Origin of the sequence: Herbaspirillum sp. C7C2 (genome assembly GCF_022627865.1) — a bacterium.
GTDB classification, from domain to species: Bacteria; Pseudomonadota; Gammaproteobacteria; order Burkholderiales; family Burkholderiaceae_D; genus Herbaspirillum; species Herbaspirillum frisingense.
This window is the reverse complement of record NZ_JABXGI010000005.1, coordinates 277,953-301,120: the sequence shown is the minus strand read 5'-3', so window position 1 is coordinate 301,120 and position 23,168 is coordinate 277,953. Positions and strand designations below refer to the sequence as shown.

Sequence of the window (23,168 nt, the reverse complement as noted above, 5' to 3'; positions counted from 1 at the left end):
GTGAAGAGCATCATTTCCTGCCAAGCCAACCATGCGATTGCTCTGGTCAAAGAATCCTGTCCAGTTTTCGTTTTCGGAGGTCCCTGTCTGGGTCAGGCGGGACGCCAGGTTGGAATAGGCCCAGGTCGTGCCATCATCGAAGAGAATTGTTTCGATCTGATAGTGGGCCTCCAGAAAATAATTTTCGACAATGATGGCATCAGTACCCCAGGTCAGGGTCAGATGATTTCCTGATCTCGCCAAGACAGTGTCTGCCGCCTTGATGCCTTTACCCAGTCGCAGCGTATCGATGTTGCCAACATTGTTGTCATAGTCGTTGATGGTTTCGACGCCATCGCCCTGATTGAAGACATAGATGTCGTTGCCCAGACCACCATTCAGATAATCATTTCCTTTGTCGCCGGATAGCGTATCGTCGCCGTCGCCGCCATAGAGGGTGTCATCGCCACTGCCGCCCTCGATGGTATCTGCAAGTCGGCCCCCGGTGAGCACATCATTTCCCGCCATGCCGAGCATGCGGTTGTTCTGGTCTCCGAATCCGGTCCAGTTTTCGTTTTCGGAAGTGCCGGTCTGGGTCAGGCGGGACGCCAGGTCGGAATAGGTCCAGGTCGTGCCATCATCGAAGGCGATCTTCTCGATGTAGTAATAGCCTGTCAGGAAAAAATTTTCGATGGTGACGGCGTCAGTGCCCCAGGTCAGGGTCAAATGATTGCCGGATCGTGCAACGACGGTGTCAGCCGCATTGATGCCTTTACCGAGTCGCAGGATATCGAGGTTGCCGACGACGCGGTCATTGTCGCTGATAAGATCGATGCCATCCCCCTTGTTGAAGACATAGATGTCGTTGCCGCCACCACCGTACAGGTAATCGTTGCCCTTGCCGCCGATGAGAGTATCGCTGCCATCATTGCCGAAAAGCCTGTCGCTACCGTCGCCACCGACCATGTAATTGTTGTTTTCGTCTCCACTGAGCGTGTCATTCGCGCTGGTTCCCCGCACGAATGCCCCGGCCTTGCCTGTGGAAGCCAATAGCCGGCCCAGTTCAGATTCATCGTCTTGGCCAGCGAGGTGCAAGGCGTCGAGGTAGGGCAATCCGCTATCACCCAGTTGACGCAAGGTTTCCCCCAGGCCAAGCAGGTGCATGCTGGTCATGTCCGGCGCGCTTTGCAGGGTCGCTTTTAACGATGCGACCAGTGGTATGGCATTCGGCACGAAGCTCTTGTTCGACATGTTCCAGGTCAGACCGAACTGGCTGAAATCTTCCTTGTAGGTCGTCTGTACTTCCCAACGCGCGTAGAGGCGATCGCCCAGGTCCTGCCAGATCGCCAGGATACTGAGGCCCGTAGCTTCATTGATGGGATTGCCTCCACCCAACCAGGCCAAGCCCGTCAGGGATTCAAGCGCGTAGAGGATGCGTCCGTTGATGAAGTTGCCGCGACTGTTGGCGGCGCGACGATCGCCGCCACTCCAGCTCAATAACAGGTCGTCGAAGGCAGCGCGCCGGGCGATTGGATCTGCCATGCTCATGATAGATTCCACCCGGCGTTGCAGGAGCCCGCTCGTATCCTGCGTCATGGCTTGCCGCAGACTCAGGGTATTGCCCATGCCGGGGAGCTCCGGCAGTTGCGCAATGGCCTCGCTGAGCGCCACTTCGGTCAGCGCCACACTGCGCATGGTGTTGGCGGCAAACCAGACATCACCCAGGCTGCGGGTACTGCCGTCGGTAGCCACATAGCTGCCCAGTTGACGCAGGGCATTGCCGGCTCCATCGGTGTCGTTGGTGTGGGAAAAGTGCATATTGAGCGTCTTGACACCCGCCGCGCCCAGCTCGCTCAGCTCACCGGCATCCGTGATGCCGTTGCCATTGCGGTCTTGCCAAAGCCTGAGACTGGAAAAGTCCTTGTCATTGTCGTCAAGCACGCCGTCCTCATTGCTGTCCAGATCCGCGAGTGCGGCGAATCCATCGGCTGCAAACGCGCCATTGCCAAGCCGGGTATGGTCGCCAAACAGTTCGGCACCGCTGGTGATCTTGCCGTTGCCGTCGAGGTCGCGCACCAGCAGGGCGTCGTCGCGTCCGACCCAGCCGCTCTGTTCGGCAAAGCCGCTTAGATCGTGGTCGAAGTGGACGTTGGCACTGAGCGCAAGGGTTTCTATCCCGTCGCCGTCGAGATCGAGAATAAGAGGGTCGTAGCCGCCATTGCCACCAATATTGTGGCTATTGGCCCAGCGATCATAGATTTGGCCCATGGCGTCATCGTGGTTCCTGTCCAGATCCAGGGGGCTGCCAAAAATGCCAGTGCCGGATTCACCCGCGTGCTGAGCGATGGCTTGACCGATGATCTCTGCAATCGTGTCGGTTTCCATCCCCGCTTTGGTCAGGGCATCGATGGCCTTGACCACGCTCTTGGTGATCTGGTCAGTGGCGCGGTCTCCGCTCTTCACGATGTTGCGCCCGCCGTCATCCGTAACCGGCAGCGGGGTGACATTGCGATCGGCATCGATTTTCCAGCCAGCCGCACCGGCGACCAACTGATAGGCGCTTGCTCCTACGCCCACCACGGTTGCAATGGTGCCTACGGTCGCAACCAGAGGAATGACCGCTCCACCCACGGTGATCAGTGCTGCGCCTGCGCCGATCACTGATGCCACGTTGCCGATCAGGCCTGCGACGTCGGATTGCTGGATGGGGGTCCCTTTTTTGTTGGCTTCATATATATTACTGCCGCTGTCCAAGGCACCAAATAGACCTATGAATAGACCCGCGCCAGGTATGTATTTCGCTGCGCTGCTGCCGATGGTGGCAAATTCCACTACCGAGTGTGTAGTTTGCGCAACCCCGATTACTGTGCCGGTCGTGTTGAAGGTGCCGTCTGGGTTTTTTGCGCCAACTCCGACATTGGCGGCGTTCAGATGCGTGCCGAATCCACCAGTCAGAATTATTAATGCGATATTTTCATTGCTCATAGTTGACCTCTTTTCTCACGAAGAAAAATGACTGAATAAAAAAGGTAGCAAGGGACCAAAACAAAGAGTCCCATCGCCAATCTGGCGGTCAGGCGTTCAGAGTGGCTCTTGCTTGTGGAATTGAATGAGATGCTGAGATTTTTTTCGGGGCAATTGATGGCCCATATTCGGAATCGCTTGGTGAGCGTCAGCTTTAATGGAGCACCTTGTATTGTGGCCATGCATCCGGGTAGGCTTTGGCGTTGCGCGTCGGTCCACTCATAGGAACGGAACCTTCCGCCTGCGCTGACAATAATCGGCCACTCCATCTGACGCCGCTCGCCGTTAGGCAACTCGACAAAAAGATGCGGCTCGGTCAGTTGGGTGTGCAGAATGCGCACCTGCAATGTTTGTAGGGTGGCCGGATCAGGCACACGATTCCATTGATTGACGCACTCGGGGATGATCAAGAGTACTAGCGAAAGGAGCATTCCCCACGAAGTCTGAGGGTATCGACGCCAGAATGGCTTGCCCCTGCGCGTGGCCAGTACGGCTTCATTGGGCGGCCCGGAGAGCTTGTCTATCAATCGCTGCCATCGGCTTAGAGGACGATTCAGGTTCATGCTCGCACCCCGTCAGACAAGGATTTCAAGTCACTCTCGAAGAGCCTGATAGGGAAGCCTGTGGTCGAAGTGAGTGACGGATCGGAAGCCTGATCTCCAATCAAAAGATATAAAAGTTCATTTCGCTTCTTGATTCTGATGAACCCATTCTTGCCGACGCATCCTCCTTTCTTTTCTTGGTTGAGCAACCCACCATAAATAAAAACTCTTGAAAGAAACGCTCCCGATTTTTGGTCAGGCCCAATCACCTTTACGATTGCCGTGTTAGCGCTGAAGACAAAGGGATCGCTGCTGGTCAACTCGGCATCAGCCGCCTCACGCTCTGCCTTACCCAACAGATTCGAAAAGTCACTGGATTGAAAGCTGTCGTATCGACCCGCGGCACAAAATTTTTCTCCGGGCATGATTTCTGAGATCGCGATGTCCCTTGAGAACAAATAGCGCCAGTAAATTTGCAATGACGTTAGCGGGGAGGCGTCCCGGAAAATCAGGAAGGCTGGTGAGGCGATGAGCTTCGCCAGCAATGGAATCGCCAGGATCACAGCGATGTATTTCAAAACCACGTTCCAGTTCCGCCTGGCGGGCGGCGCTGATTCAAGCGCTTCCTTGGAAGCGTCTTCTCTCGATATCTCGATCATTTTTTACTTCCTGGAATCTGAAAAGGTCGGCAGAATCACCGGCCAATTTCTTCGGTGGCATCGCTGATGAAGGCAATGTGATCCGGAACGGACGCGAAGTTGAACCATTGAGATATTTCAGGTCCACGCCGAACTGAGAGATGTCAGTGGTGTGCCAAAGCTACCGCCGGGACGAATGGCACGACATTCTTAAAGCTTATAAATGACCTCTTTTTTCTCGAAGAAAAACGAGCAAATTCATCAGGCTGCACGCGAGCAGGACACCCAGCGAAATCAATAGCCGTTCATTCAGGTCTTGCGCGTGGCGCTTGCTGGTGGCACTGAAATCGATGTTGATACTTTTGTGAGGGCAATCGAGTGTCCAGATCCGGAACCGGTCGCTCGGCGTCAGCATTAATGGAGCACCCTGGACGGTGGCCAGGCATCCTGGCAGGCTCTCGCGCTGGGCGTCGGTCCAGGCTCGCGATGGGAGGGGTCTACCCAAGCCGAGGTCAGCCGGCCACTCCATGTTCCGCCGCTGTCCGTCGGGTAGCTCGACAAAGAGGTGGGGGCTGGTCAGGTCGGTGCGCAGAATGCGGACATCCAGCGTTTGCAGTGTGGAGGGATCAGGGACCCGATTACATTGATTGACCACTTCCGGGGCGATCACCAGAGTCAGGGAAGTGAGCATCCCCACCAGGAAAATGCGATGACGGAGCCAGAATGGCTTGCCCTTCCGTGTGGCCAGGACCGCTTCATTGGGCGGTGGGCCGGAGAGTACATCGAGGAGTGCTTGCCACCGGCCTGGAGGATGATTCATGTTCATGCGAACGACCCTCCCGGCAGGGATGTCAGCTGGATGGCCAGAGACTGGGTGGAAGGAGCCGATGGGGCGGGGGGAGGGGCGTGACGAGTTCTTTCCGTATTCATCAGGTTGACCTATCTATGGGGTGAAAATCCGATTGAAAAATTTTCTAGTGACCATTGCCAGAAAGCAGATCCATCGGAGATATCGATCCCGCATAGCGCCTGATTTTTTCTTCGCTAAGCGTCGGACAAATAGAAGAATTTGATCAAGGCGAAACCTGAGCAATACCAAAGCACTTGCAAGGAGTAATCGCGAGGGCTGGTCGATGCATCAATACGCCTGCAATAGCGTCCAATCTCCTGGAAGAGACATGCAGTCAAAAACGGCGCTAGAAAGAACGCGATTGTGAGAAATTTTTGAGGCGGAATAAATCGTTGTTTCGCTAGAAAAAGCATCAAACAGGAAGCAAGGCAGCCTCCGATGAAGCACATGAGATATTTCGTGAGGAAGTGCCCGGCATCGTTAGGTCTCCTGTGCCGGCGCGGCCATTGGGACGAGCGCGCAACGGCAAAGTGCGCGACATCGACGATGGTCCGAAAAAAGTCAAGCAAGCGTTTTTCCATGACGTCAGAGGACAAGCCACCGTTGTTCCTTCCAGACCAAAGCCGCCAGGCCTGCGACAATCAGGTAGGGGCCGAAGGCCATGGGCTGGTCGGGGTCACGGTGGCGCACTTTCGTCTGCCACAGGCCGACCACTGCCGCACCGGTGGAGGCCAGCACGATGATGTGCAGCAGCGGTCCCCAGCCGAACCAGGCGCCGAGCGCGGCAAGCAGCTTGAAGTCGCCGTAGCCCATCCCCTCCTTGCCGGTGAAATAGAAGCAGATCCAGTAGATGCTCCATAGCGCCGCGTATCCCGCAGCCACACCCCAGAAGGCCTCGCGCAGCGGCACGAAGGCGGCAAACGAATTGAAGAACAGCCCCAGCCAGAGCAATGGCTGGGTAAGGCAATCGGGCAGGATCTGGTGATTGAGGTCGATGAAGAAGAGGGCGATCAACGTCCACAGCAGCAGCCATGTCCCTACGGTTTGCATCGTCGGGCCGAAGTGCCAGGCGGTGGCGACGGTCACCACGGCGCAGGCCAATTCGACCAGCGGATAGCGCACCGGAATGTAGGTCTTGCAGCCGGCACAACGGCCGAGCAGGTAGAGGTAACTCAGGACGGGGATGTTTTCGGCAGCACGTACCGGCCGCTTGCAGGCCGGGCAATGGGAGCCGGGCCAGGCCAGCGTCATGGCGGGCGACGGTATCTCCGGTTCCTGTTCACTGTCGGGCGACGCCTCCTTGTCGGTGGAGCTGTAAGCGGCCTCGAGCATCAGGGGCAGGCGGTAGATCACCACGTTCAGAAAGCTGCCGATACAGAGCCCGATCATCAAGGTCATGAAGAAGACGACGAGGGGATGGTCATAAGGCATGTCGGGCAAGATAAGCATGCGGTGTTCCTTGAAGGGAGAAAGAGGGCCGCAGCGGCACCGCTGCTACATGGCGTCCTTGAGCAGGTGGCGCAGGCGGCCGATAACCTGGGTGGCGTAGCGGGCGCGCTTGTCGGGGCTGACGGCGTTGTAGGCACCGACGGCCTCCCAGCTCACGCCCATGCGCTGGAAATTGGAGCCGAGTATCCAGGCGCCGACGTGGATATTGGTGCAGGCATCAAGGAGATCTGCTTCGCTGATGTGATGGCGCGCCAGAAAGCCCAGCCAGCTGGAATTGATCTGCATGATGCCGATGTCGCGCGTGCCATTGGCATTGCGGTGCAGGGCCCTGGGGTTCAGGCCCGACTCCTGTTGCGCAATGGCCTGCAGGATCAGCGGGGACACGCCATAGCGGGTCCCCGCCTGTTCGAAGCACAGGTCGGCCGCTGCTGCCGGCGCGGCGCACAAGGCGCCGGCCAGTGCAGCGGCCAGTGTGATGACCAATGCCAGGGGCTTGTAGCTCCGATGCATTCAGTGCCCGTCCTCTGGTGAAGGAGGGCTGGCCTTGAGCGCGAGGGCGGCACTGAAAAAGAACGCCGGCGCACCCAGCACCATCGACAGCATGATGGCGCCGGGGTAGCTCAACACCCGCAGGTGGCCCAGTACAAAGGCCAGCAACAGGCTCGCTACGCAGAGTAGCGGCAGAACCGTGGTACGCGTCCGACCGGCGACGGCGACCGGCAACTCACGCCAGCGTGCACGCCGCAGCCGGAAATACAGGTAACCCAGCAAGAAGGGGCCGCCGTAGGCCAGCAGCAGGAACAGCAGAATCAGCATCAAGTCGGCAGCCTGCATCGCTTACTCCGTCGCCAGGTAGGTCCAGCGTTTTTTCTTGAACATGACAAGCTGGTAGTAGTGGGTTTCGCCATAGTCGGTGCCCCCTTTGTTGTAGAAGTTGAATTCGAGGTACATCGGTTCGAAAAACACTTCGCGTCGGTCCGGGCCACCGCTGGTTCCATCGTCATCGAGATAGCAATTCATGCAGCTGAAGGCCGGTCTTCTGAACATGGGCTTGGTCCATTCCGACGGGTCCATGGGCGTCATGTAACTGAAGTGGAAGCGCACACGGCTGAAGTTTTCGTAGGGGAAGTCACCACCGGCGGGTTGAGCCAGGGCATAGAGTCCGTCGTCGTCGCCGATCATCGGCTTGGTGTTTTCCCAGCTATTGATGACGACGCCATTTTTAATGTGTTTCAGGGTGACCTTCCCGGTAATCGCCTGGCCCCACCACCACGAGCCGAGCACGTTGCGGTGCCAATCCTTCCAGCGAAAATCGGCGGCCAGATATTCGTTGGGGTCGATGATCTCTTCCGTCAGTTTCTTGAACGGCATCCTCCACTGGGCGGCACCGCTGCCATTGGATGTGCATCGCAGGATGCCAGCCTGATCGCCGTTGCCGTTGCTGGCCATGGCATTGATCTGGTCGGTATTGCAGCTGTCTCCTTCTCTGGCCACTTCCGCCTTGGCGCGTGCATAGATGCTGGTCGCCCAACTCAGGCCACCATCGCTGCCGGCCTGGCAGACCAGCAGATTGGTCGTGCCTTGCGCCGTGATTTCAGCGGCCATCATGCCTTTGGTGGTGCAGGATTGACCCGCGACCTGGTTGCCCATGGCGGCGGCCTGCCACTTTCTGCTCTTGCAGATTGCCATCAGGCCGTTGGGCAGATAGGCGGTCGAGCCCTCCGGGCTGCAGCTGTCGCCGGCACTGACCTGGCTCAGACCATAATTGTTATTGGCCACCTCCCAGTAGTTGGCGGTGCACATCATCAATCGGCCATTGGCGTCTTGCGCCAGGGCGAGATTCTCCAGACACCCCATGCCCACCGTGACGTAATTGCCATAGGCCAGCAAACGGGCACCGCTGTCGGAGAACTGCGCGGCATTCTCGATGTTCAGCCTGGAGGTGCGTATGCCGCCATTGGCGTTCAACTCGCCAGCGACAGTCAGCGCCTTGGTCATCTTCACCGGCGCCTTGAAGGTGGCCTCGCCATTGACCACCAGCGACTGGATGTCGGTGGCGCCCTGGGCCACCAGGTTGCCCAGCGCGGTCAACGTGCCTTTCACAGCTAGTGTGCTGTTGAGATTGGCGGCGTCATTGGCGGTCAGGGTGCCGGTGGTCAAGCTGGTGGTCGTCAGCGTATTGCTGGTCAGGGTCTGGGTGGTCATGCCCTGGGCCGTCAGCTGATTCACATTGTTGATGGAGTGCTTGGCAAAATCCCAGTCTGCCGTCGGCTTGAGCGAGCCATCGCGACGGACCAGCTCCAGTGTGGCGGCTGCCGCATAGCCATTGCGCCAGGCCAGGATGCCGTGTACGCCCTTGGCGCCGGCTTTGGTGGTCTTCTGTACCGGATTGGTGACGCTCCAGGCACCGGCATAGGCTTTGAGGTCGAACTGGGGATTGATGCTGCTGGTGTCGGTATCGCGATCGGGCTGGCCCGAGGTCGCGCCGGCACCATTGGACATGCGCAGCAGCGCTGACATGTCGGCGTGCACCAGCGCATAGGGCTGCACGTTGAAGACCAGCGAATCCAGATTGACATCGGTTCCGGCCGGCGTGCGCGTGATGACGATGCCGTAGACGTTGTCATGCCTGGCGGCCGCGCTGCCGCTGGCGTCGCCCGTGACCACCGTGGCGCGTACCGGCAGCAGGGGCGCGGCAGGAATCTGCCGGTCCACCAGACCGAGGGTCTGCAGGTCGGCCAGCGTCGGCTGCAGGATATTGTCAACCTGATGGGTCTTGCTGGCACCGGCGGCATCGGTATAGCTGGCCGCGAACTGGCATGACTTGACAGGGCTGCCCGAGGCCGGGTGGTTCACCTTGGCGCAGCTGTCGGGGTGGGTGCTTCGGTCAATGATGTGCGGATAGTACAGCGTCATGTAGGCACCGACGCCATTGTTGATGCGGGCATAGACTGCGTTCTGTGCCTCCAGCAAGGCAGCCTGGCGCTGCTGCGAGGCCCAGTCGGTGCCGACGGCGCCGACTGCGCCCAGCATGGCCGTGGACACCAGCGCCTGGCCGAGTGCGAAGCCACGGTGACGGCGCCGGGTGTGGCGCTGCCCTGGATCAAGGGGAGTGCTGCGCCGGGGCAGGCACAGCAACTGCTGCGAGATGCGACGAAGTAGGGTAGTCATCAGTTCCTCTGGGAAGTTTGTTGCGTTTTCTTTTGCACGGCACTCTGCAGTTGTTGTGTGGTCGCCATGAAGCCGAGAAGCATGGAGGCCAGCGCGACACCGCAGAGCAGGAGCATCACGCTGTTGAGACGGGCAGACGATTTTTCGATGGAAGTGGCGATGCGGTCGATGGAGCCGGTGCCGATCTTGACGAAGGCCTCCACCGGGTCGCGGCGTTCGGAGGCGTCCATGATGCGGTCTTCCAGATCCTGGTTGAGCACGCCGGTGCCGAAGGCGGCGCCGAAGTTTTCGGCATTGGCCGAGCTGATGCCGCGCAGGATGCTGCGTACGTGCCAGCGCATCCACGGGGTGGAATAGCGCACCGCCTGCTCCAGCGAGGAGCGCAGGGAAATGCCCGAGCGCATCAGCGAGGCCAGCGAGACGATCAGCATGGCGCCGGAATAGTCGCGGTAGACGCTGTAAGGCAGGCGCTTGTCGAACGGTCGCCGACTTCTCCCGGCCCAGTGGGCCAGTGAATAGAGGAAGGCGATGAACAGGACCACGTTGAGCCCGATCATCAGCAGCCCGTAATGCCGCACGCCGTTGGCAACGGCGGCCAGGGCTTTGCCGGAGGCCGGCCATTCGGTGACGGGCATGATCGATTCCAGCACCGGAATGGCGTAGAACGAAAAGCCCAGCAAGATGGCGTAGAACAGCGCGATCAGGAACAACGGATACATCACCGCACCCTTGATGGCGGCCGTCATGCGTTCGGTCTTTTCTACCGTGCCGGAGAGGAAGCGCAGGCCCTCGGCCACGCTGGCGTCGCCGGCGGTCTGGGCGGCATCGAGCATCATCAGCTCCGACGACGGTGCCACTCCCTCCAGCGCCGTGGCCAGCGAACCGTTGATGGCATTTCTGAGAATGTGGCGGTAGAGCAGGGCCATGCCGCGGTCGCGTTTGCGGGCGCGCTTCTCGTACTTCTTGAAGGTGGAAAACAGCGGTACCCGGTCTTCCAGCGACATGGCCAGGTCGAAGTAGAACTCGGCCCGGCGTGCGCGCAGGCGGCGCTTGGCCATGTTCAGTTGCAGGCGTTCAAATAGATTCATGGCATTCCCTTTTGCACGATCTGGCGGAATCCTTTGGGATGACCAAAGGTGGTCTTGAAGTAATAGGGGTCGACCTGCCCCTGGGCCAGGCTGTAGAGGGCATGGCCCCAGGCGGCCTTGCCGCGCATGTCCGGGGCATCGAAGGGGGCTACACGGGTGGCGTGGTAGTGGTCACGCGCATCCAGATCGCGCCCGGCCAGCAAGAGCCGCAGCAGGTCGTTGTCGGGCGTGATCACCTCGGCAGCCACGCATACGCCGCGGGTACCGGCGTGCGACAGCTGGCTGTAATCCACGCCGGGGATGCGGCAATGGACGCAGCCGCTGTCGCTGGCGCACATCATCTGGTCAACGTCGAGGTCGAAGTAGACTTCATAGGCGTTGAGCTCCTCGGCTGACAGCCGCTCCTTGGCGGGCTCTTTGCAATGCGGGCAGTTCCTGGGCAGCAGCGCCTGATAGACCAGGATGGACAGGAATTCCGGATTGCAGACCGCATGCCGGTCCAGTCCCACCATCTTGGAGGTCAGGCGCGAGACGATGCCCAGCGCCGAGGTGGCATGCACGGTGGTGAAGATCTTGTGGCCGGTCTCGATAGCAGCCTGGGCGATTTCGCCGGAGAGCGGATCGCGCACCTCGCCGAACATGCCGATATCGGGGTCCAGCCGCAGAAAGGCCCGCATGGCGTTGAGGAAGGGGTTTTCCGCGCCGATGGCATTGGTCCGCTGCACCGAGAGATGGGTCACGCCCGGCACGATGTACTCGACCGGGTCTTCGATGGAAATGATCTTGCGTTCGCCACCGGCCGCCAGCATCGACAGCATGGAATTGAGCGTGGTGGTCTTGCCCGAGCCGGTCACGCCAGCCACGAACACACCGCCCCAGGCCGACTGCATGGCCAGGTCCAGCTGCTCCACCTGGCTGGGCAGGTAGCCCAGTTCCGGCAGGGTCTTGACCTTGCTGGAGGAACTGGCGCTGGAATGCAGGATTCGCAGCACCACATCGAAGCCCCCCACCGAGGGGTGGCTCTGGTAGCGCAGGGTGAAATCGCGGTCCTTGTTGCGGATCGGGATCATGGCCTGCTGCGGCAGGCGGGCATTGAAGGCGGCATCCGAGCGTGACAATTCCTCGGCCTGCACGGTAAAGGCGGCGCTGACCGCATCAATGACGATCTGCGCCGGATAGCTGCCGATGCGGCGTATCACGCCATCCACGCGGGCATTGAGCACGGCATAGTCGCCGCGCACCTCGAGATGGGCATCGCTGGCGCCGATCTCGATGGCGCGCCCGACCATGTCGGCGAAGTAGTTCAAGGGCTTGGACTCGGCGATGATGACGTCGATGCCCGATACCGCTCTGGTCGCCGCTTCCTCGTGATTAGCCGCGACCTGATACTCAAGGATCTCGAAGACGATAGGTTCGGCCGTGAAGAACATGCGAGGCGTTTTACCGTCGCGCTTGAACCGGTCAAGGATGTGGAACCACTCCGAGGACAGGTTCACGCCCCGGGTGGCGACCACCGCAATCAGGCCCGCTTCCATGTTCAGCACGGCGATGCGCTCCGGGTTGAAGGCGCGGTATTTCAGAGCCGGCCACATCTCCATCACGCTGCGGAACTGCGGCAATTCCTCGGCGCGCCGGAGATGGGCCATCTCCAGGCCCGCGGATGGGGTGCGGTCGGGGAACGCGCTGGTACTGCCCGCGCTACCCGTGCTGCCCACGTTGCCCACGTTGCTTATCTTGGCCATGCTGCTCATGTCCGTCACACTGGCCATCAGCGCAAGGCCGGCTTCGTGTTGACCATGTTGATGCGCTCGCCCGGGCTCTGCGGCTTGCCGCCGAATTCGAGCGCCGTCGTGCGGGCGCCGACCGGGAGCTGGCTAGCCAGATGACGTGCCTGGGCGTCCGGCGTGATCAGCGAGCGTGAATCGTCGCTGCCCTTGGGCACCGACAGGAACAGGCAAGTCTCCTGTTGCTGGCAGGCCTGCACCGCAGCGTCGCGTTTGGCGCTACCTGCCTTGCTGCCGTCGTGCGGACTCCTGGTCAGCAGCACGCCTTCTTCCATGAGCGCGATGTACTTCCACGGTCCCATCTTGCGTACCGGCCCAGGCACGGCGACCACGCGGGACTGGCCGTTGATGTCGAGTTCGGCCTTGTAGTGGCGGTCGATCCCGTACAGGGCCAGCAGTACGGGATTCTTTTCGACCACGGGTTCGGCAGGCTCCTTGCCGACGTTCTTGCCGGCCGGTCTGAGGCGGGCGGCAAACTCCCGCTCGCCGGCCTGCTTGGCCAGCTTGATCATGTCGCCCAGGGTCGCGCCCTGGTCCAGGTGACTGATGGACGCGTCAGCTGCTGCCGGCGCTGCAGTCCCCTGGCCGCGTGAGACCTGCGCGGTACCCAGCAGCAAGGCAGTCAGCGCAACCATCAATGGCAGATTAGAAGTCTTTACCTTTTGCATAATATTTTCCAGAGAGCTTGAAATGGATCTTTTCCATGGATGGGGCCGCCTTGTCCGTGTCGAGTTCGACGCTGAAGGTGTCAAGGGCCACATAGTCGTCCAGCACGATGTTTTCCAGCGTCCACAGCGGCCCCTCGATGCTCCAGGCGGCGTTGACCACCGGGCGCACCAGCTGGTTGACATCGCCTTTCCCGGCGAACAGTGTTGCCGGCTCCACCTTGACCTTGATGTCCACCATGGACAGGTCCTGCAGGGTGCTGAAGAACTTCGACGACACGGCACTGCGCAGCGGCAGCGCCGCGCGCATGAGTTTCGGTGGGGCTGCCGACGCGGTCGGTACGACGCCGTCGGCGGTGGTTTCCTCCAGCCGGTGCTGCGTCACCAGCCGGGCGCTGGTCAGGTCGTCGGGCTTGAAGACGTCGTATTGCGGCTGGCCCATCGCCGAGGGTGGCAGCGCCTCGCCGAATTCGGCAAAGTTGCCGTAGCTGCGGCTCCATGAGGCGTTGCACAGGGCGGGAGTGCATTCCACCTTGCTCAGCCGCCAGCCATTGATCTGCAGCGGGATCTGCTTGAGCCCACCGACCATGCGGCGCAGGCTGGTCTGGCCGGTGCCGGTGATGGCGGCCAGATCGCCCTCGATCCTGGTTTCGTAGACGATATTGGGATCGCTGGCCAGGCGTGCCTGTTCGTCGGCGATGCGCTTGTCACGGGCCAGCTTGTAGCTGACCCCGCTGAAGCCGGCGGCGAACACCACGGCCGACACCGCCAGCAAGGCGAGGATCTGGCGGATGTCCGGAATCTTCTTCAGGCGCGCCTTGGCCGTGATTTCGTCCAGCACCAGGTCCCAGTCGATGTCTTCCACATTGCCCAGCAGATCGACCGCGCCGACGCGTCGTACCGCGCCCACGTCGGTCAGTTGCAGGAAGGTGTTGATGCGTTCCGTCACCACCTCGGCGTTGCCGATGACGTCAAATCCCGGCACCGGTTGTCCGTCGCGCAGCACGATCACGCAGCAGCGCCTGGCATCGACATGGAAGGCGAAGACTTCCTCGCCACCGTGCGAATAGTTCTCGCCCAGCAGCAGCGCCAGCGAGACCAGTGCGCCACGCCCCTTGCCATGGCCGCCCGGGTTGGAGGAGAAAAATCCGATCTGCGTGCCATCAGGGGTGACGCAATAGCTGTGCTCGCCTTCGCTACGGGCGGCGGTGAAGAGCTTGCTACGCTCGCCCTTGTTCAGCGGCACCCAGCGCAGGCCAGCCACCAGCGCCACCTTGTTCTTCTGGAAGATGCGGCTGTGGTCCACCTCCGGCCTGGCCGGGCGTGCCGGTTTCTTGTTGAGTAGAGTCTTAAACATCGGTCAGCCGCGGAGTGATCAGGATCACGAAGGATTGCCGTACGTTGGCGGCGGTCTTGCTGGCGGCCAGGCCATCGACGCTGCCGCTGTTGCTGGAATTGGCCTGGGCCTGGTCATACCCGAGCATGACCAGCGTTTCGCCCGAGGGCACCACCATGCGCTGGCCGACGGTGAAGGCATTCACGTTGGGCAGCTGGATGGTCTGCCCGGCCGAACTGAACGAGGGCAAGCCCTTCAGGCTGGAGATGTTGACGTAGGTCTGCAACAGCACCTGATTGGAATCCAGCACCACCGGCAGGAAGGCCAGGGACATGCCGGTACTGATCTGGCCTGGGGTCAGGCTGGGCCCGGTGGTGGAGACGCTGCCCACCTGTCCGCCGGCGACGACCGCCGCCTGGGTCTGCTTCAGATAGGCCTGCTGGTTGACCACCATCAGGGGTACCGAGACCCGGTTGGAGGTCACGGCCACGCCGGAATAGGTGGTCGAGACGCGGCCGAAGGTCTTGAGCAGCTTGATCAGCGCGGTATTGCCATTGCCGTTCTGGTAGCCGATGGTGAAAGGGCTGCCGGACTGGCTGGGTAACAGCGCTGCGGGCGCCGAGGAGGTGAAATTGTTGCGGACCACGTTCCAGTCGATGCCGGCCGAGAACTCGTCGTTCAGCTGCACCGACAGGACCTGGATTTCCAGGCTGACCTGGCGCATCAGCGACTTGTTGACCAGTTCGACGTAGCTTTCCACGGCCTTCATCGGCTCGATGGCGTCGGTCACCGTGATGACCCCGGATTTGGCATCGACCGAGAATTTGCCACCACCGGAGACCAGGGATCCCAGGGTCTTTTCGATACCGCCCCAGAAGTCGGACTCGAAATCCATGCTGGCCGAGCTGCTGCCACCACCACCACCGCCGCCACCGCCACCCTCAGCCGAGGTCGAGGCCGACAGCGACGCGGTGTACTTGAAGGAAGAGCTCAGCGTCTTGACGAAGAAGGTGCGGGTGCTGACGCGATAGAAGAGGATGCGGTCGTCCTCGTATTTCCATTGCAATCCCGCACGCACGGCCACGTAATCCAGCAGGCCCGCAAAGGAGCCGGCGTAGTTGAGTTCGTAGGTGTTGCCGTAGGACTGGTTGCTGAAGCTGAGGTCGCTCAGGCCTTTTTCGCCAAAGGCGCTTTTTTCGCTGGCTGCACCCTGCGGCCCCACGCCCGGAAGCGGCTGGGCCACCGCGGCCAGTACGGCACCTGCTGCACCTGCGGCACCGGCTGTGCTGCCGACGGTAAAGCGCGAGGCCGGCAGCAGGGCGTCGGGCGTGAGCAGCATGGGTACGCCGGTCTCGCTGGCGATACGCTCGACGATGGTGGCCACCGAATAACGGCCCGGGAAGCGGAAGGCGACTTGACGCATTGCATCCGGCAAGGCCGCCTCGCGGGAGAGGGGCATGGAGCGCGTGGCAATCGTCAGGCGTGTGTCCTTGACCGCATAGGCTGGGCGCGGCTGGGCCGTCATCAGTTCGGCACGCGAGCTGTCGGTGCGGCTGACGACCTTGTCCAGGGTCTGGTCGGCCTGGCGCCAGGTGCTGCATGCGCTACACAGCATGCTGGTGGCGACCACCAGCGGAAGGGCGCGGCCGGCGCGGCGAGCGTGCGGCGCAGTGGAGCGGGCAAGAGCTTGCCCGGGGGCGATGATGTGTTCGATTTTCATGATTTTGCGTGATGGACCTAGCGGGCCTTGCCTTCCAGATAGCGGCCGATGCGGATGATGCGCAGCTCGCTGTTGATGCGCGCCTGCACCGGATAGTCGGTGGTGGCCAGCGACTCGATGACGGCGCTGACGACCTGCTCGATACGGCCCGACAATTGCAGCTCGGTCTCGATGGGGAAATCGCGGGGGGCATCCCACACCAGCTGCCAGCCGGCGTCGCTGCCCCAGCGTTGCAACATGCGCCGCACCGAGACGTCGGTACGGCGTACCTGCCATTGCTGTACGCCGGGATCGGGCTGTTGGCCCAATGCGGACATGGCGATGCCGTCGGACAGCTCGGGGGCAATCGTGTCGCCCTTGGGCAGCCAGGCGGAGGCACGCGCATTGGCGGGTGTCGTTAGCGCAGAAGCTTCTGCTGGTGCGTCAGCCTGCACTTGCGCGCTGTCGGAAACCTGCTCCGTCGCCTGCTGGGCATGGACGGGAAGGCTGGCGGCCATCAGCACGAGCGGGGGCAGCCATTGACGCCCCAGGTGGGTGAGGCGGGTGGGATCAGTAAGGTAAGCCGTGACTTTTTTCATATGATGATGTCATGCCTAGAGAGCATGGTTGTTACCTGTAAGAAAGAGGTTGAAGTAAGGCTGGTCGGTTTCGCACAGGGTGCTCATGGCGGCCGGATTGAGCGGGGCATAGGGGTCGCTCTTGATCACATACACATCGGCCAGCGAAGTGGTCAGTACGCGGTTGGCGTCCAGCGCGACCGCGCCCAGCGCAGAGGTGGTGACTGCCGTGCCGTTAGTCGGTGAGCCGGCCAGACCATGTCGCAGGTTGGCGGTGTTCAAGGTGGATTCCACGCTCTGCACAATGTCCGGACACAGTCGCATGGGCAGCCCCGATACCTGCAAGACCCAGTCGGTATTGCTGCCGGCGATCAACGAACCCAGGAACATCTGCCCCCCCCAGGGATTGTTGATCTGGGTACTGACACCGGCACCGCCCCCTACGTATTGGCGGGCCACGGCGGCGCCACTGGCTAGCGTGCTGTTGTTGATGGGTGCGGCGCCGTTATCGTTGGAAAAGAAATCCTGTAACGCCACCGCCGTCTGCCGCAGAAAGTAGGAGGACGAGGTCACCTGCGCCTGATCCAGCTGCTGGCGCAGCAGCGCCAGCGAGGCCACCGCCAGGATGGCGGCAATGGCCATCGAGACGGATAACTCCACCAGCGTGAAACCACATTGACGCAGGTGTGGCGTTGGCGTGCAGGGCAGCCGGGATAGGAGTAAACGATTCATCTTAGTTTGGATTTCAGTAACAGCACGCCGAGGCTGTCGCCAGCGTCCTGGCATGCAGCGGACAGCGCAGCGGGGGCAATTTCCTCGGTCAGGTTCTTGACGATGCGCGGGGCGGCGGCGCCAAAACCTGCGCCGAAAGTGATCGCCGGTACGTTCGTATCGATGAAGAGGCCCCTGGACCAGTCATTTGGATTGCCCATCCCGCCGGGAAAGATCACGAGCGCGTCAGCAACCGGTGCTGACTGCAACAACAGCTCGGCGCACAGCTCCGCCGGTATGGCATTGAGATACAAACCCCATGCCTGGGCCCCGCCATTGACCGGTGCCACGCCCACGGCGCCGCGCAATGGATGCGTCACGGTCACGTTGTTGGTGGCGCGCTGGGTGATGGCGAACTGGCTGAACGCGCCGAACGACACTGCCTGTCGCAAGGACAGGCCGGCATAGCTCGGCAACTGGGCATAGGCCTCGTTGACGCGCTTGATGGCGTCGGCATTCTGCGTCGCGAGTTCGTTGACTGTCTGTTGATGGAGCAGCGTGGTGGCGCCCACGAGACTGCCCACGACGATCAGGCCGGCCAGGGCCATGACCACGGAGAGTTCGACCAGCGTGTAGCCGGATTGTTGGTTTTTCATGGGAGAACTCCGATCTTTCCCGGCGGCTCATCGCTGCAGGGAAAGATCGACGCCAAGTACGGCTTACTTCCAGTTGACCATGGCGATGGTCACGGTGTCGTTATTGGTGCCACATGCATTTCCGCCGGACATTGCAGCCACATCCAGCCGGCTGTTATTGTCAGTGCCTTTCACCATGACACCGGCTGGCGGAGCAGTGCCAGTTCCGTCGAACACGGGCATGGTGAGCGCTGCGGCATTGGCTTCTGTAAATGCCGGTGTGCCGACAACGCCTTCCGGTGCGACGATCAGGCCAAGGACACCGGAGGTGGCAGCAGAGCTCACGATATCAGCGCATGCGGCCCGGGGAATGCCGCTATACATCACGGAATAAGCTGTGCCGCCAGCCCCCGCTCCGGTGCGAAAAGCGGTTGTCGATCGCGCCAGGGTCTGATAGCCAAATCGATGGGTCGCCACCCTGGCGTTGGCTGGGCCAGTAATGTCGAAAGCACCGTCGAAAGCGCCTATGCCAATGGCGACCTGGGTGTTCAGGCCGGTGAATTCGGCCACGCGGGCGTACATCTTGTCAATTTGCGTCATCGTGCGCGGGATACTGCTCACCAGGTCATTGGTACGCGTTTGCCGCAGCACCACCTGTACCAGTGCAATCGCCGAGACCAGCAGCACGCCGGCAATGGCCACGGCGACCGACAGTTCGACGATGGTAAAGCCGCGTTGCGCATGCGGCAGGGTGCGCGGCTGGCGCGCCGGGTGAGGGGAGTGAAGCATGTCTGTATTCCTTGAAATAGGGTTAGCGCCGGCTGAAAGAGGGGGGCAGGCCTAACTGATGAGTGGATGGATTCTTGGCAAAGAACACCGCGCCGGGCCAAGGGTTGTCCCGTTCTTCATGCCACGTCCTGGCAGGCAACCAGGGTTTCGGGGCAGTCTTGCGCGCATGCGCCTTGCTTTCTGTCACTTCGTCGTGGTGCTTGTCCTTGGTTTGGCGATTTACTTCATCACGGGGCTATCTCCTTTCTCGTGGATCGAAACGCTTGGCCTGGATCGGCAGGACGAAGCGGCGCGAATAGCTCAGTACCCGCATGTAGCCGGGCAGGCGGAATTGCAGGATGTCGTCCTTGACGGCGCCAAACAGGCTTTGCACCGAGGCCAGGGCATCGACATCGATGTCGCTGGAGAGATGACCGATGAAGAAGTTTTCGGTCTGCGTCAGCAGGGAATAGCTGACCGAGGTCGGCGACTGGGTCGAATAGACGATGCCGATGCCGAACTTGGCGCCTTCCTTGGCAAAGCGGGCGTAGATGTCGGTAGCGTTCTTGCCGGCCGCCTCGACTGGGAAGATCATGTGCGCTTCTTCGAAGTAGATCTGCACGAAGCGCCCGGCCAGGGTGTTGGTGATGAATTTGCGTTCCTGCTGCTGGAACACGGCCGTGGAAATGATGCGCGAGAAGTAGCGCACGATGCGTTCATTGGCCGCACCCAGATCGATGATGACGGTCTTGCCGGTATCGAGGGCGCGCAGGCTGTCATGCAGGAAATCGCTGGCGTTGGCGGAGTGGAACTGCAGGCATTCGCGCAGGAAATAGGGACCCACGCCGTTGGTCTGGCAGAGCAGTTCCTGGATCACGCGGTCTTCTTCGTCGAACAGTTCGGTGCGGCCCACGCGCAGGTTGGGGTCGTTCTCGTACTTGAGCGCGAAGGCCGAGAGCACGCGGATTTCTTCGGTCATCTCCGTGAAGCTGGTGGGTATCGGCGGCGGGACCTTCGATCGGATCGCCTGCCAGGCCGCCATGCGCAAGCCCTGGGTGAAACCGACATTGACCAGTCCACGGGCGGCGATGGCGGCGCAGACGGCCTCGCCCGGTTCGAAGCCGGCTTCCTGCAGCAGTGTCCAGAACAGGCAGAGCTTGCGGAAGGCGGCGGCACTGTCGTCGGCACGCGCGGTCTTCAGGGCCGACAGGGCCGGAAAGCGGATCATCAGGAAGTTGCGTACCTCGGGAATCTCCAGCACCGAGGGTGTGAGCAGTTCGGAAAAGATCGCCAGGGCGCGGTCCGGGATGTCATAGAAGTTGTAGCGCAGGAATTCGCCGTCGCCACGGGGCTGGGTCGAGAGGTAGTACACCTGGACGCGCTCGGGGTAGGCCGAGGCGATGGAGAAATTGCCGTCCTGGGGATTGTCGTTGGCGTATTCGCCGTTGACGTCGAACACCAGCTGGCCGACGTGAGCACTCTCGCGGGTGGCATTGAGCACGCCCTGCATGAGCAGCTTGACGACGTTGGATTTGCCCAGCCGGGTCTTGCCGAACATGGCGGTGCGCTTGCCCACCACTTCATTGACGCTCATGGCCACCGGCGCCGCGTAGGCATGCTGGCCGATATGTTCGCCCCAGCGCACATGGCCCAGTTCGAAGGCTTCACCGACCTCGCCGGAGAGCGCCAGCAGGGCGCGCAGGATGGGCTCGGGCAGCACGTGGCAGCCGCAGGTGGGTGAGAGCATCAGCCCACTGTAGCCAGGCAGGCCGGCGAAGTAGCTCAGTTGTCCGTTGACCGGGTCGATGCGACAGCTGCCCATGACCCGGCAATGCAGTTCGCAATTGGTGCTGTAGCCATCGCGCCTGGCTGTGACCTGCAGGAAACGGACCAGGATGAACTCCTGCTGGCCGTTGAAGATCCAGTCGGGGGCAGCAACGGCGAGGAATTGGCCGGGCACGATGCCGGCGTCGCGCAGTCTTTCATAGGAGGAGCCTGCCTTGACCAACGGGCCGTCCTGGGATTCGACCCAGCCCAGGCTCCCTTCCCGATTGAAAAACGACTGCGCATCCTTGGAGGCCGCATTGCCAGCCGCGGCACCGTTTGCACTGAGCAGCGTCACGATCGCCTTGGTCTCAGGCATGGGGGTAGTCGACACACGCGGGATGATTCCGGTCGATGTCGGGTGCGGGCTGGTGGCGACAGTGGTGTTCATAAATGAGAGTGGCTGCAAGCAATACTTCATCGCTACAGCGCTACGATCCATTGATTTGACGGCTGTACTTTAGCTAGCAAAACTACACGCCGGCTGACATTTCCTGACCGGATTGATCGTCGCAAAGCCGCGCGGGCATTGGATTTTCGTCGATCAAAGGAAATCTGCATCCAGGCAAAACAAGGAGCGCGGATTCCTCGTTTCCTACAAGCGAATGTCCCGCCGTCCTATGCCCTGCGGAACAGGTCGACCCTTATCATCGAGCGATCCGGCATGCCGTCCGGCAAGTCCGCTGGAGCTGCCATCCCGCTCAAGGAGTCCGCATGACCAAGTTGCCCGCCGCCGATCTTCAACTTCCGCTGTTCGTCTACAGCCAGCGCGAGTCGCTGACCGAGAAGAGCGCCTGGATCGCCCTGCAGGAGCACCACCAGTACAGTGCCCGCCACTTCCGCCTGGAACGGCTGTTCGCCGCCGATCCCCGGCGCGGCGAAACCCTGACCGCCGAAGCGGCAGGTATCTATCTCGACTACTCCAAGAATCTCGTCACCACCGAAACCATGACCCTGCTGATGCAGCTGGCGCGCCAGTGCGGCCTGCAGGATCGGGTGGAGGCAATGTTCCGCGGCGACCGCATCAATGCCACCGAGCAGCGCGCGGTGCTGCATACGGCCCTGCGCAAGCCGGCGACAGAGCGGCTGGTGGTGGAGGGTGAAGACGTGATTGCGCAGGTGCAGGATGTCCTGGCGCGCATGGAGGTGTTTGCCGAACAGGTGCGCAGCGGCGCATGGACCGGGCATACCGGCCGGCCGATCCGCCATGTGGTCAATATCGGTATCGGCGGTTCGGACCTGGGCCCGATGATGGCGCACGAGGCCCTGCGCCATTACAGCCAGCGTGACCTGTCGCTGCACTTCCTCTCCGATGTCGACGCGGCGGCACTGCTGGAAACGGTGCGCGGCTTGCCGGCGGAGGAGACGCTTTTCATCGTCTGCTCAAAGACCTTTACCACCCTGGAAACCATGACCAATGCCCAGGCCGCACGCCAGTGGCTGGTGCAGCAATTGGGCGACGAGGCGGCTGTGACCAGGCACTTTGTGGGCGTGACCACCAATATCGAGGAAGCCAGCCGCTTCGGCATCGATGAGCGCAACATGTTCGGCTTCTGGGATTGGGTCGGTGGCCGTTATTCGATGAGCAGTGCCATCGGCCTGTCGACCATGATTGCCATCGGACCGCAGCACTTCCGCGACATGCTGGCCGGTATGCACGCGATGGATGAACATTTCCGCACCGCGCCGCTGGAGCAGAACCTGCCGGCCATCCTGGGCATGCTCACGGTCTGGTATGGCAATTTCTTTGATGCCCGCAGCCAGGCAGTGCTGCCGTATAGCCAGTATCTCAAGCGCCTGCCGGCCTACTTGCAACAGCTGACCATGGAGAGCAACGGCAAACAGGTAACCCTGCACGGCGAGTCGGTGGATTACCAGACCTCGCCGGTGTATTGGGGCGATAACGGCATCAATGGGCAGCACTCCTTCTACCAAATGCTGCATCAGGGAACGCAGATGGTGCCGTGCGACTTCATTGGCTTCTGCCATCCCGCGCAGGCCTTGGGGCAGCAGCAGGAACTGCTGATGGCCAACATGTTCGCCCAGGCCGAGGCGCTGGCCTTCGGCAAGACCGTGCAGCGCGTGCGCGAAGAAGGCACGCCTGAAGAACTGGTGCCACACCGGGTCTTCCCCGGCAACCGCCCCAGCAACAGCATGCTCATCGAGCAGCTGACCCCCTATAGCCTGGGCAGCCTGATCGCGCTGTACGAACACAGTGTCTTTACCCAGGGTGTGATCTGGAATATCGATTCCTTCGACCAATGGGGCGTGGAGCTGGGCAAGCAGCTGGCCAAGCGCACCGCGCGCGAGCTGATCGATCACGTGCAGCCGCTACACCACGACAGTTCCACCAATGCCTTGATCCGGCGCTATCGCGCCTGCCAGGGCGGCACTGTCGCTAGCGATCCATCCAAATGAAGCGAAGCG

Annotated in this window: 19 protein-coding genes; 1 reads left to right on the top strand and 18 read right to left on the bottom strand. The window is 61.2% G+C overall.

Translation table 11 applies throughout. The features are described from left to right. From HWE04_RS10890 to HWE04_RS10805, 18 genes are all read right to left on the bottom strand, one after another. Positions 1-2,964: calcium-binding protein (locus tag HWE04_RS10890; RefSeq protein WP_274620098.1), on the bottom strand; the 2,964-nt coding region annotated here is incomplete at its 3' end. Continuing rightward, positions 2,961-3,566: a hypothetical protein gene (locus HWE04_RS10885; RefSeq protein WP_241812414.1), complete on the bottom strand. Its 606-nt coding sequence runs from the start codon at positions 3,564-3,566 to the stop codon at positions 2,961-2,963. The genes HWE04_RS10890 and HWE04_RS10885, both read right to left, overlap by 4 nt. Then, entirely contained in the window at positions 3,563-4,204 is a 642-nt protein-coding gene (locus tag HWE04_RS10880) for a hypothetical protein (protein ID WP_241812413.1), read from the bottom strand. The genes HWE04_RS10885 and HWE04_RS10880 overlap by 4 nt, the downstream gene beginning before the upstream one ends. Before the next feature lie 196 nt (positions 4,205-4,400). Continuing rightward, a complete protein-coding gene (locus HWE04_RS10875; protein WP_241812412.1) occupies positions 4,401-5,009 on the bottom strand; it encodes a hypothetical protein in 609 nt (202 codons plus the stop codon). A 609-nt stretch (positions 5,010-5,618) separates the two neighbouring features. Further along, positions 5,619-6,482 carry a prepilin peptidase gene (locus HWE04_RS10870; protein ID WP_241812411.1) on the bottom strand — a complete coding sequence of 288 codons (864 nt, stop codon included), beginning with the start codon at positions 6,480-6,482 and terminating at the stop codon, positions 5,619-5,621. 45 nt (positions 6,483-6,527) lie between these two features. Further along, positions 6,528-6,992: a lytic transglycosylase domain-containing protein gene (locus HWE04_RS10865; protein ID WP_241812410.1), complete on the bottom strand. Its 465-nt coding sequence runs from the start codon at positions 6,990-6,992 to the stop codon at positions 6,528-6,530. After that, complete coding sequence (locus HWE04_RS10860) at positions 6,993-7,316, bottom strand: hypothetical protein (protein ID WP_077238059.1); 324 nt, start codon at positions 7,314-7,316, stop codon at positions 6,993-6,995. Positions 7,317-7,319: 3 nt separating this feature from the next. Continuing rightward, positions 7,320-9,653 carry a polymer-forming cytoskeletal protein gene (locus HWE04_RS10855; protein WP_241812409.1) on the bottom strand — a complete coding sequence of 778 codons (2,334 nt, stop codon included), beginning with the start codon at positions 9,651-9,653 and terminating at the stop codon, positions 7,320-7,322. Continuing rightward, a complete protein-coding gene (locus HWE04_RS10850) occupies positions 9,653-10,741 on the bottom strand; it encodes a hypothetical protein (RefSeq protein WP_077238057.1) in 1,089 nt (362 codons plus the stop codon). Before HWE04_RS10850 ends, HWE04_RS10855 begins: the two co-directional genes overlap by 1 nt. After that, positions 10,738-12,483, bottom strand: coding sequence for a GspE/PulE family protein (locus HWE04_RS10845; protein ID WP_241812408.1), 1,746 nt, complete (start codon positions 12,481-12,483; stop codon positions 10,738-10,740). Before HWE04_RS10845 ends, HWE04_RS10850 begins: the two co-directional genes overlap by 4 nt. Positions 12,484-12,509: 26 nt before the next feature. Further along, positions 12,510-13,160: a hypothetical protein gene (locus HWE04_RS10840; protein ID WP_241812407.1), complete on the bottom strand. Its 651-nt coding sequence runs from the start codon at positions 13,158-13,160 to the stop codon at positions 12,510-12,512. A gap of 10 nt (positions 13,161-13,170) precedes the next feature. Next, a complete protein-coding gene (pilO2, locus tag HWE04_RS10835; RefSeq protein WP_241812406.1) occupies positions 13,171-14,547 on the bottom strand; it encodes a type 4b pilus protein PilO2 in 1,377 nt (458 codons plus the stop codon). Beyond that, entirely contained in the window at positions 14,540-16,246 is a 1,707-nt protein-coding gene (locus HWE04_RS10830; protein ID WP_241812405.1) for a hypothetical protein, read from the bottom strand. The genes pilO2 and HWE04_RS10830 overlap by 8 nt, the downstream gene beginning before the upstream one ends. 17 nt (positions 16,247-16,263) lie before the next feature. Next, positions 16,264-16,824 carry a toxin co-regulated pilus biosynthesis Q family protein gene (locus HWE04_RS10825; RefSeq protein WP_241812404.1) on the bottom strand — a complete coding sequence of 187 codons (561 nt, stop codon included), beginning with the start codon at positions 16,822-16,824 and terminating at the stop codon, positions 16,264-16,266. Positions 16,825-16,839: 15 nt separating this feature from the next. Then, a complete protein-coding gene (locus HWE04_RS10820; protein ID WP_241812403.1) occupies positions 16,840-17,535 on the bottom strand; it encodes a type II secretion system protein in 696 nt (231 codons plus the stop codon). Beyond that, positions 17,532-18,170: a type II secretion system protein gene (locus HWE04_RS10815; protein WP_241812402.1), complete on the bottom strand. Its 639-nt coding sequence runs from the start codon at positions 18,168-18,170 to the stop codon at positions 17,532-17,534. Before HWE04_RS10815 ends, HWE04_RS10820 begins: the two co-directional genes overlap by 4 nt. Before the next feature lie 63 nt (positions 18,171-18,233). After that, the gene (locus HWE04_RS10810) at positions 18,234-18,938 is read right to left on the bottom strand and encodes a PulJ/GspJ family protein (RefSeq protein WP_241812401.1); all 705 of its coding nucleotides are present in this window, start codon (positions 18,936-18,938) and stop codon (positions 18,234-18,236) included. A 235-nt stretch (positions 18,939-19,173) separates the two neighbouring features. Next, positions 19,174-21,060: an ATP-binding protein gene (locus HWE04_RS10805; RefSeq protein WP_241812400.1), complete on the bottom strand. Its 1,887-nt coding sequence runs from the start codon at positions 21,058-21,060 to the stop codon at positions 19,174-19,176. A 395-nt stretch (positions 21,061-21,455) separates the two neighbouring features. Between HWE04_RS10805 and pgi the strand changes: the two genes are divergently transcribed. Then, on the top strand, positions 21,456-23,159 hold the full coding sequence (pgi, locus tag HWE04_RS10800; protein ID WP_241812399.1) for a glucose-6-phosphate isomerase: 1,704 nt from the start codon (positions 21,456-21,458) through the stop codon (positions 23,157-23,159). Positions 23,160-23,168: the final 9 nt, after the last annotated feature.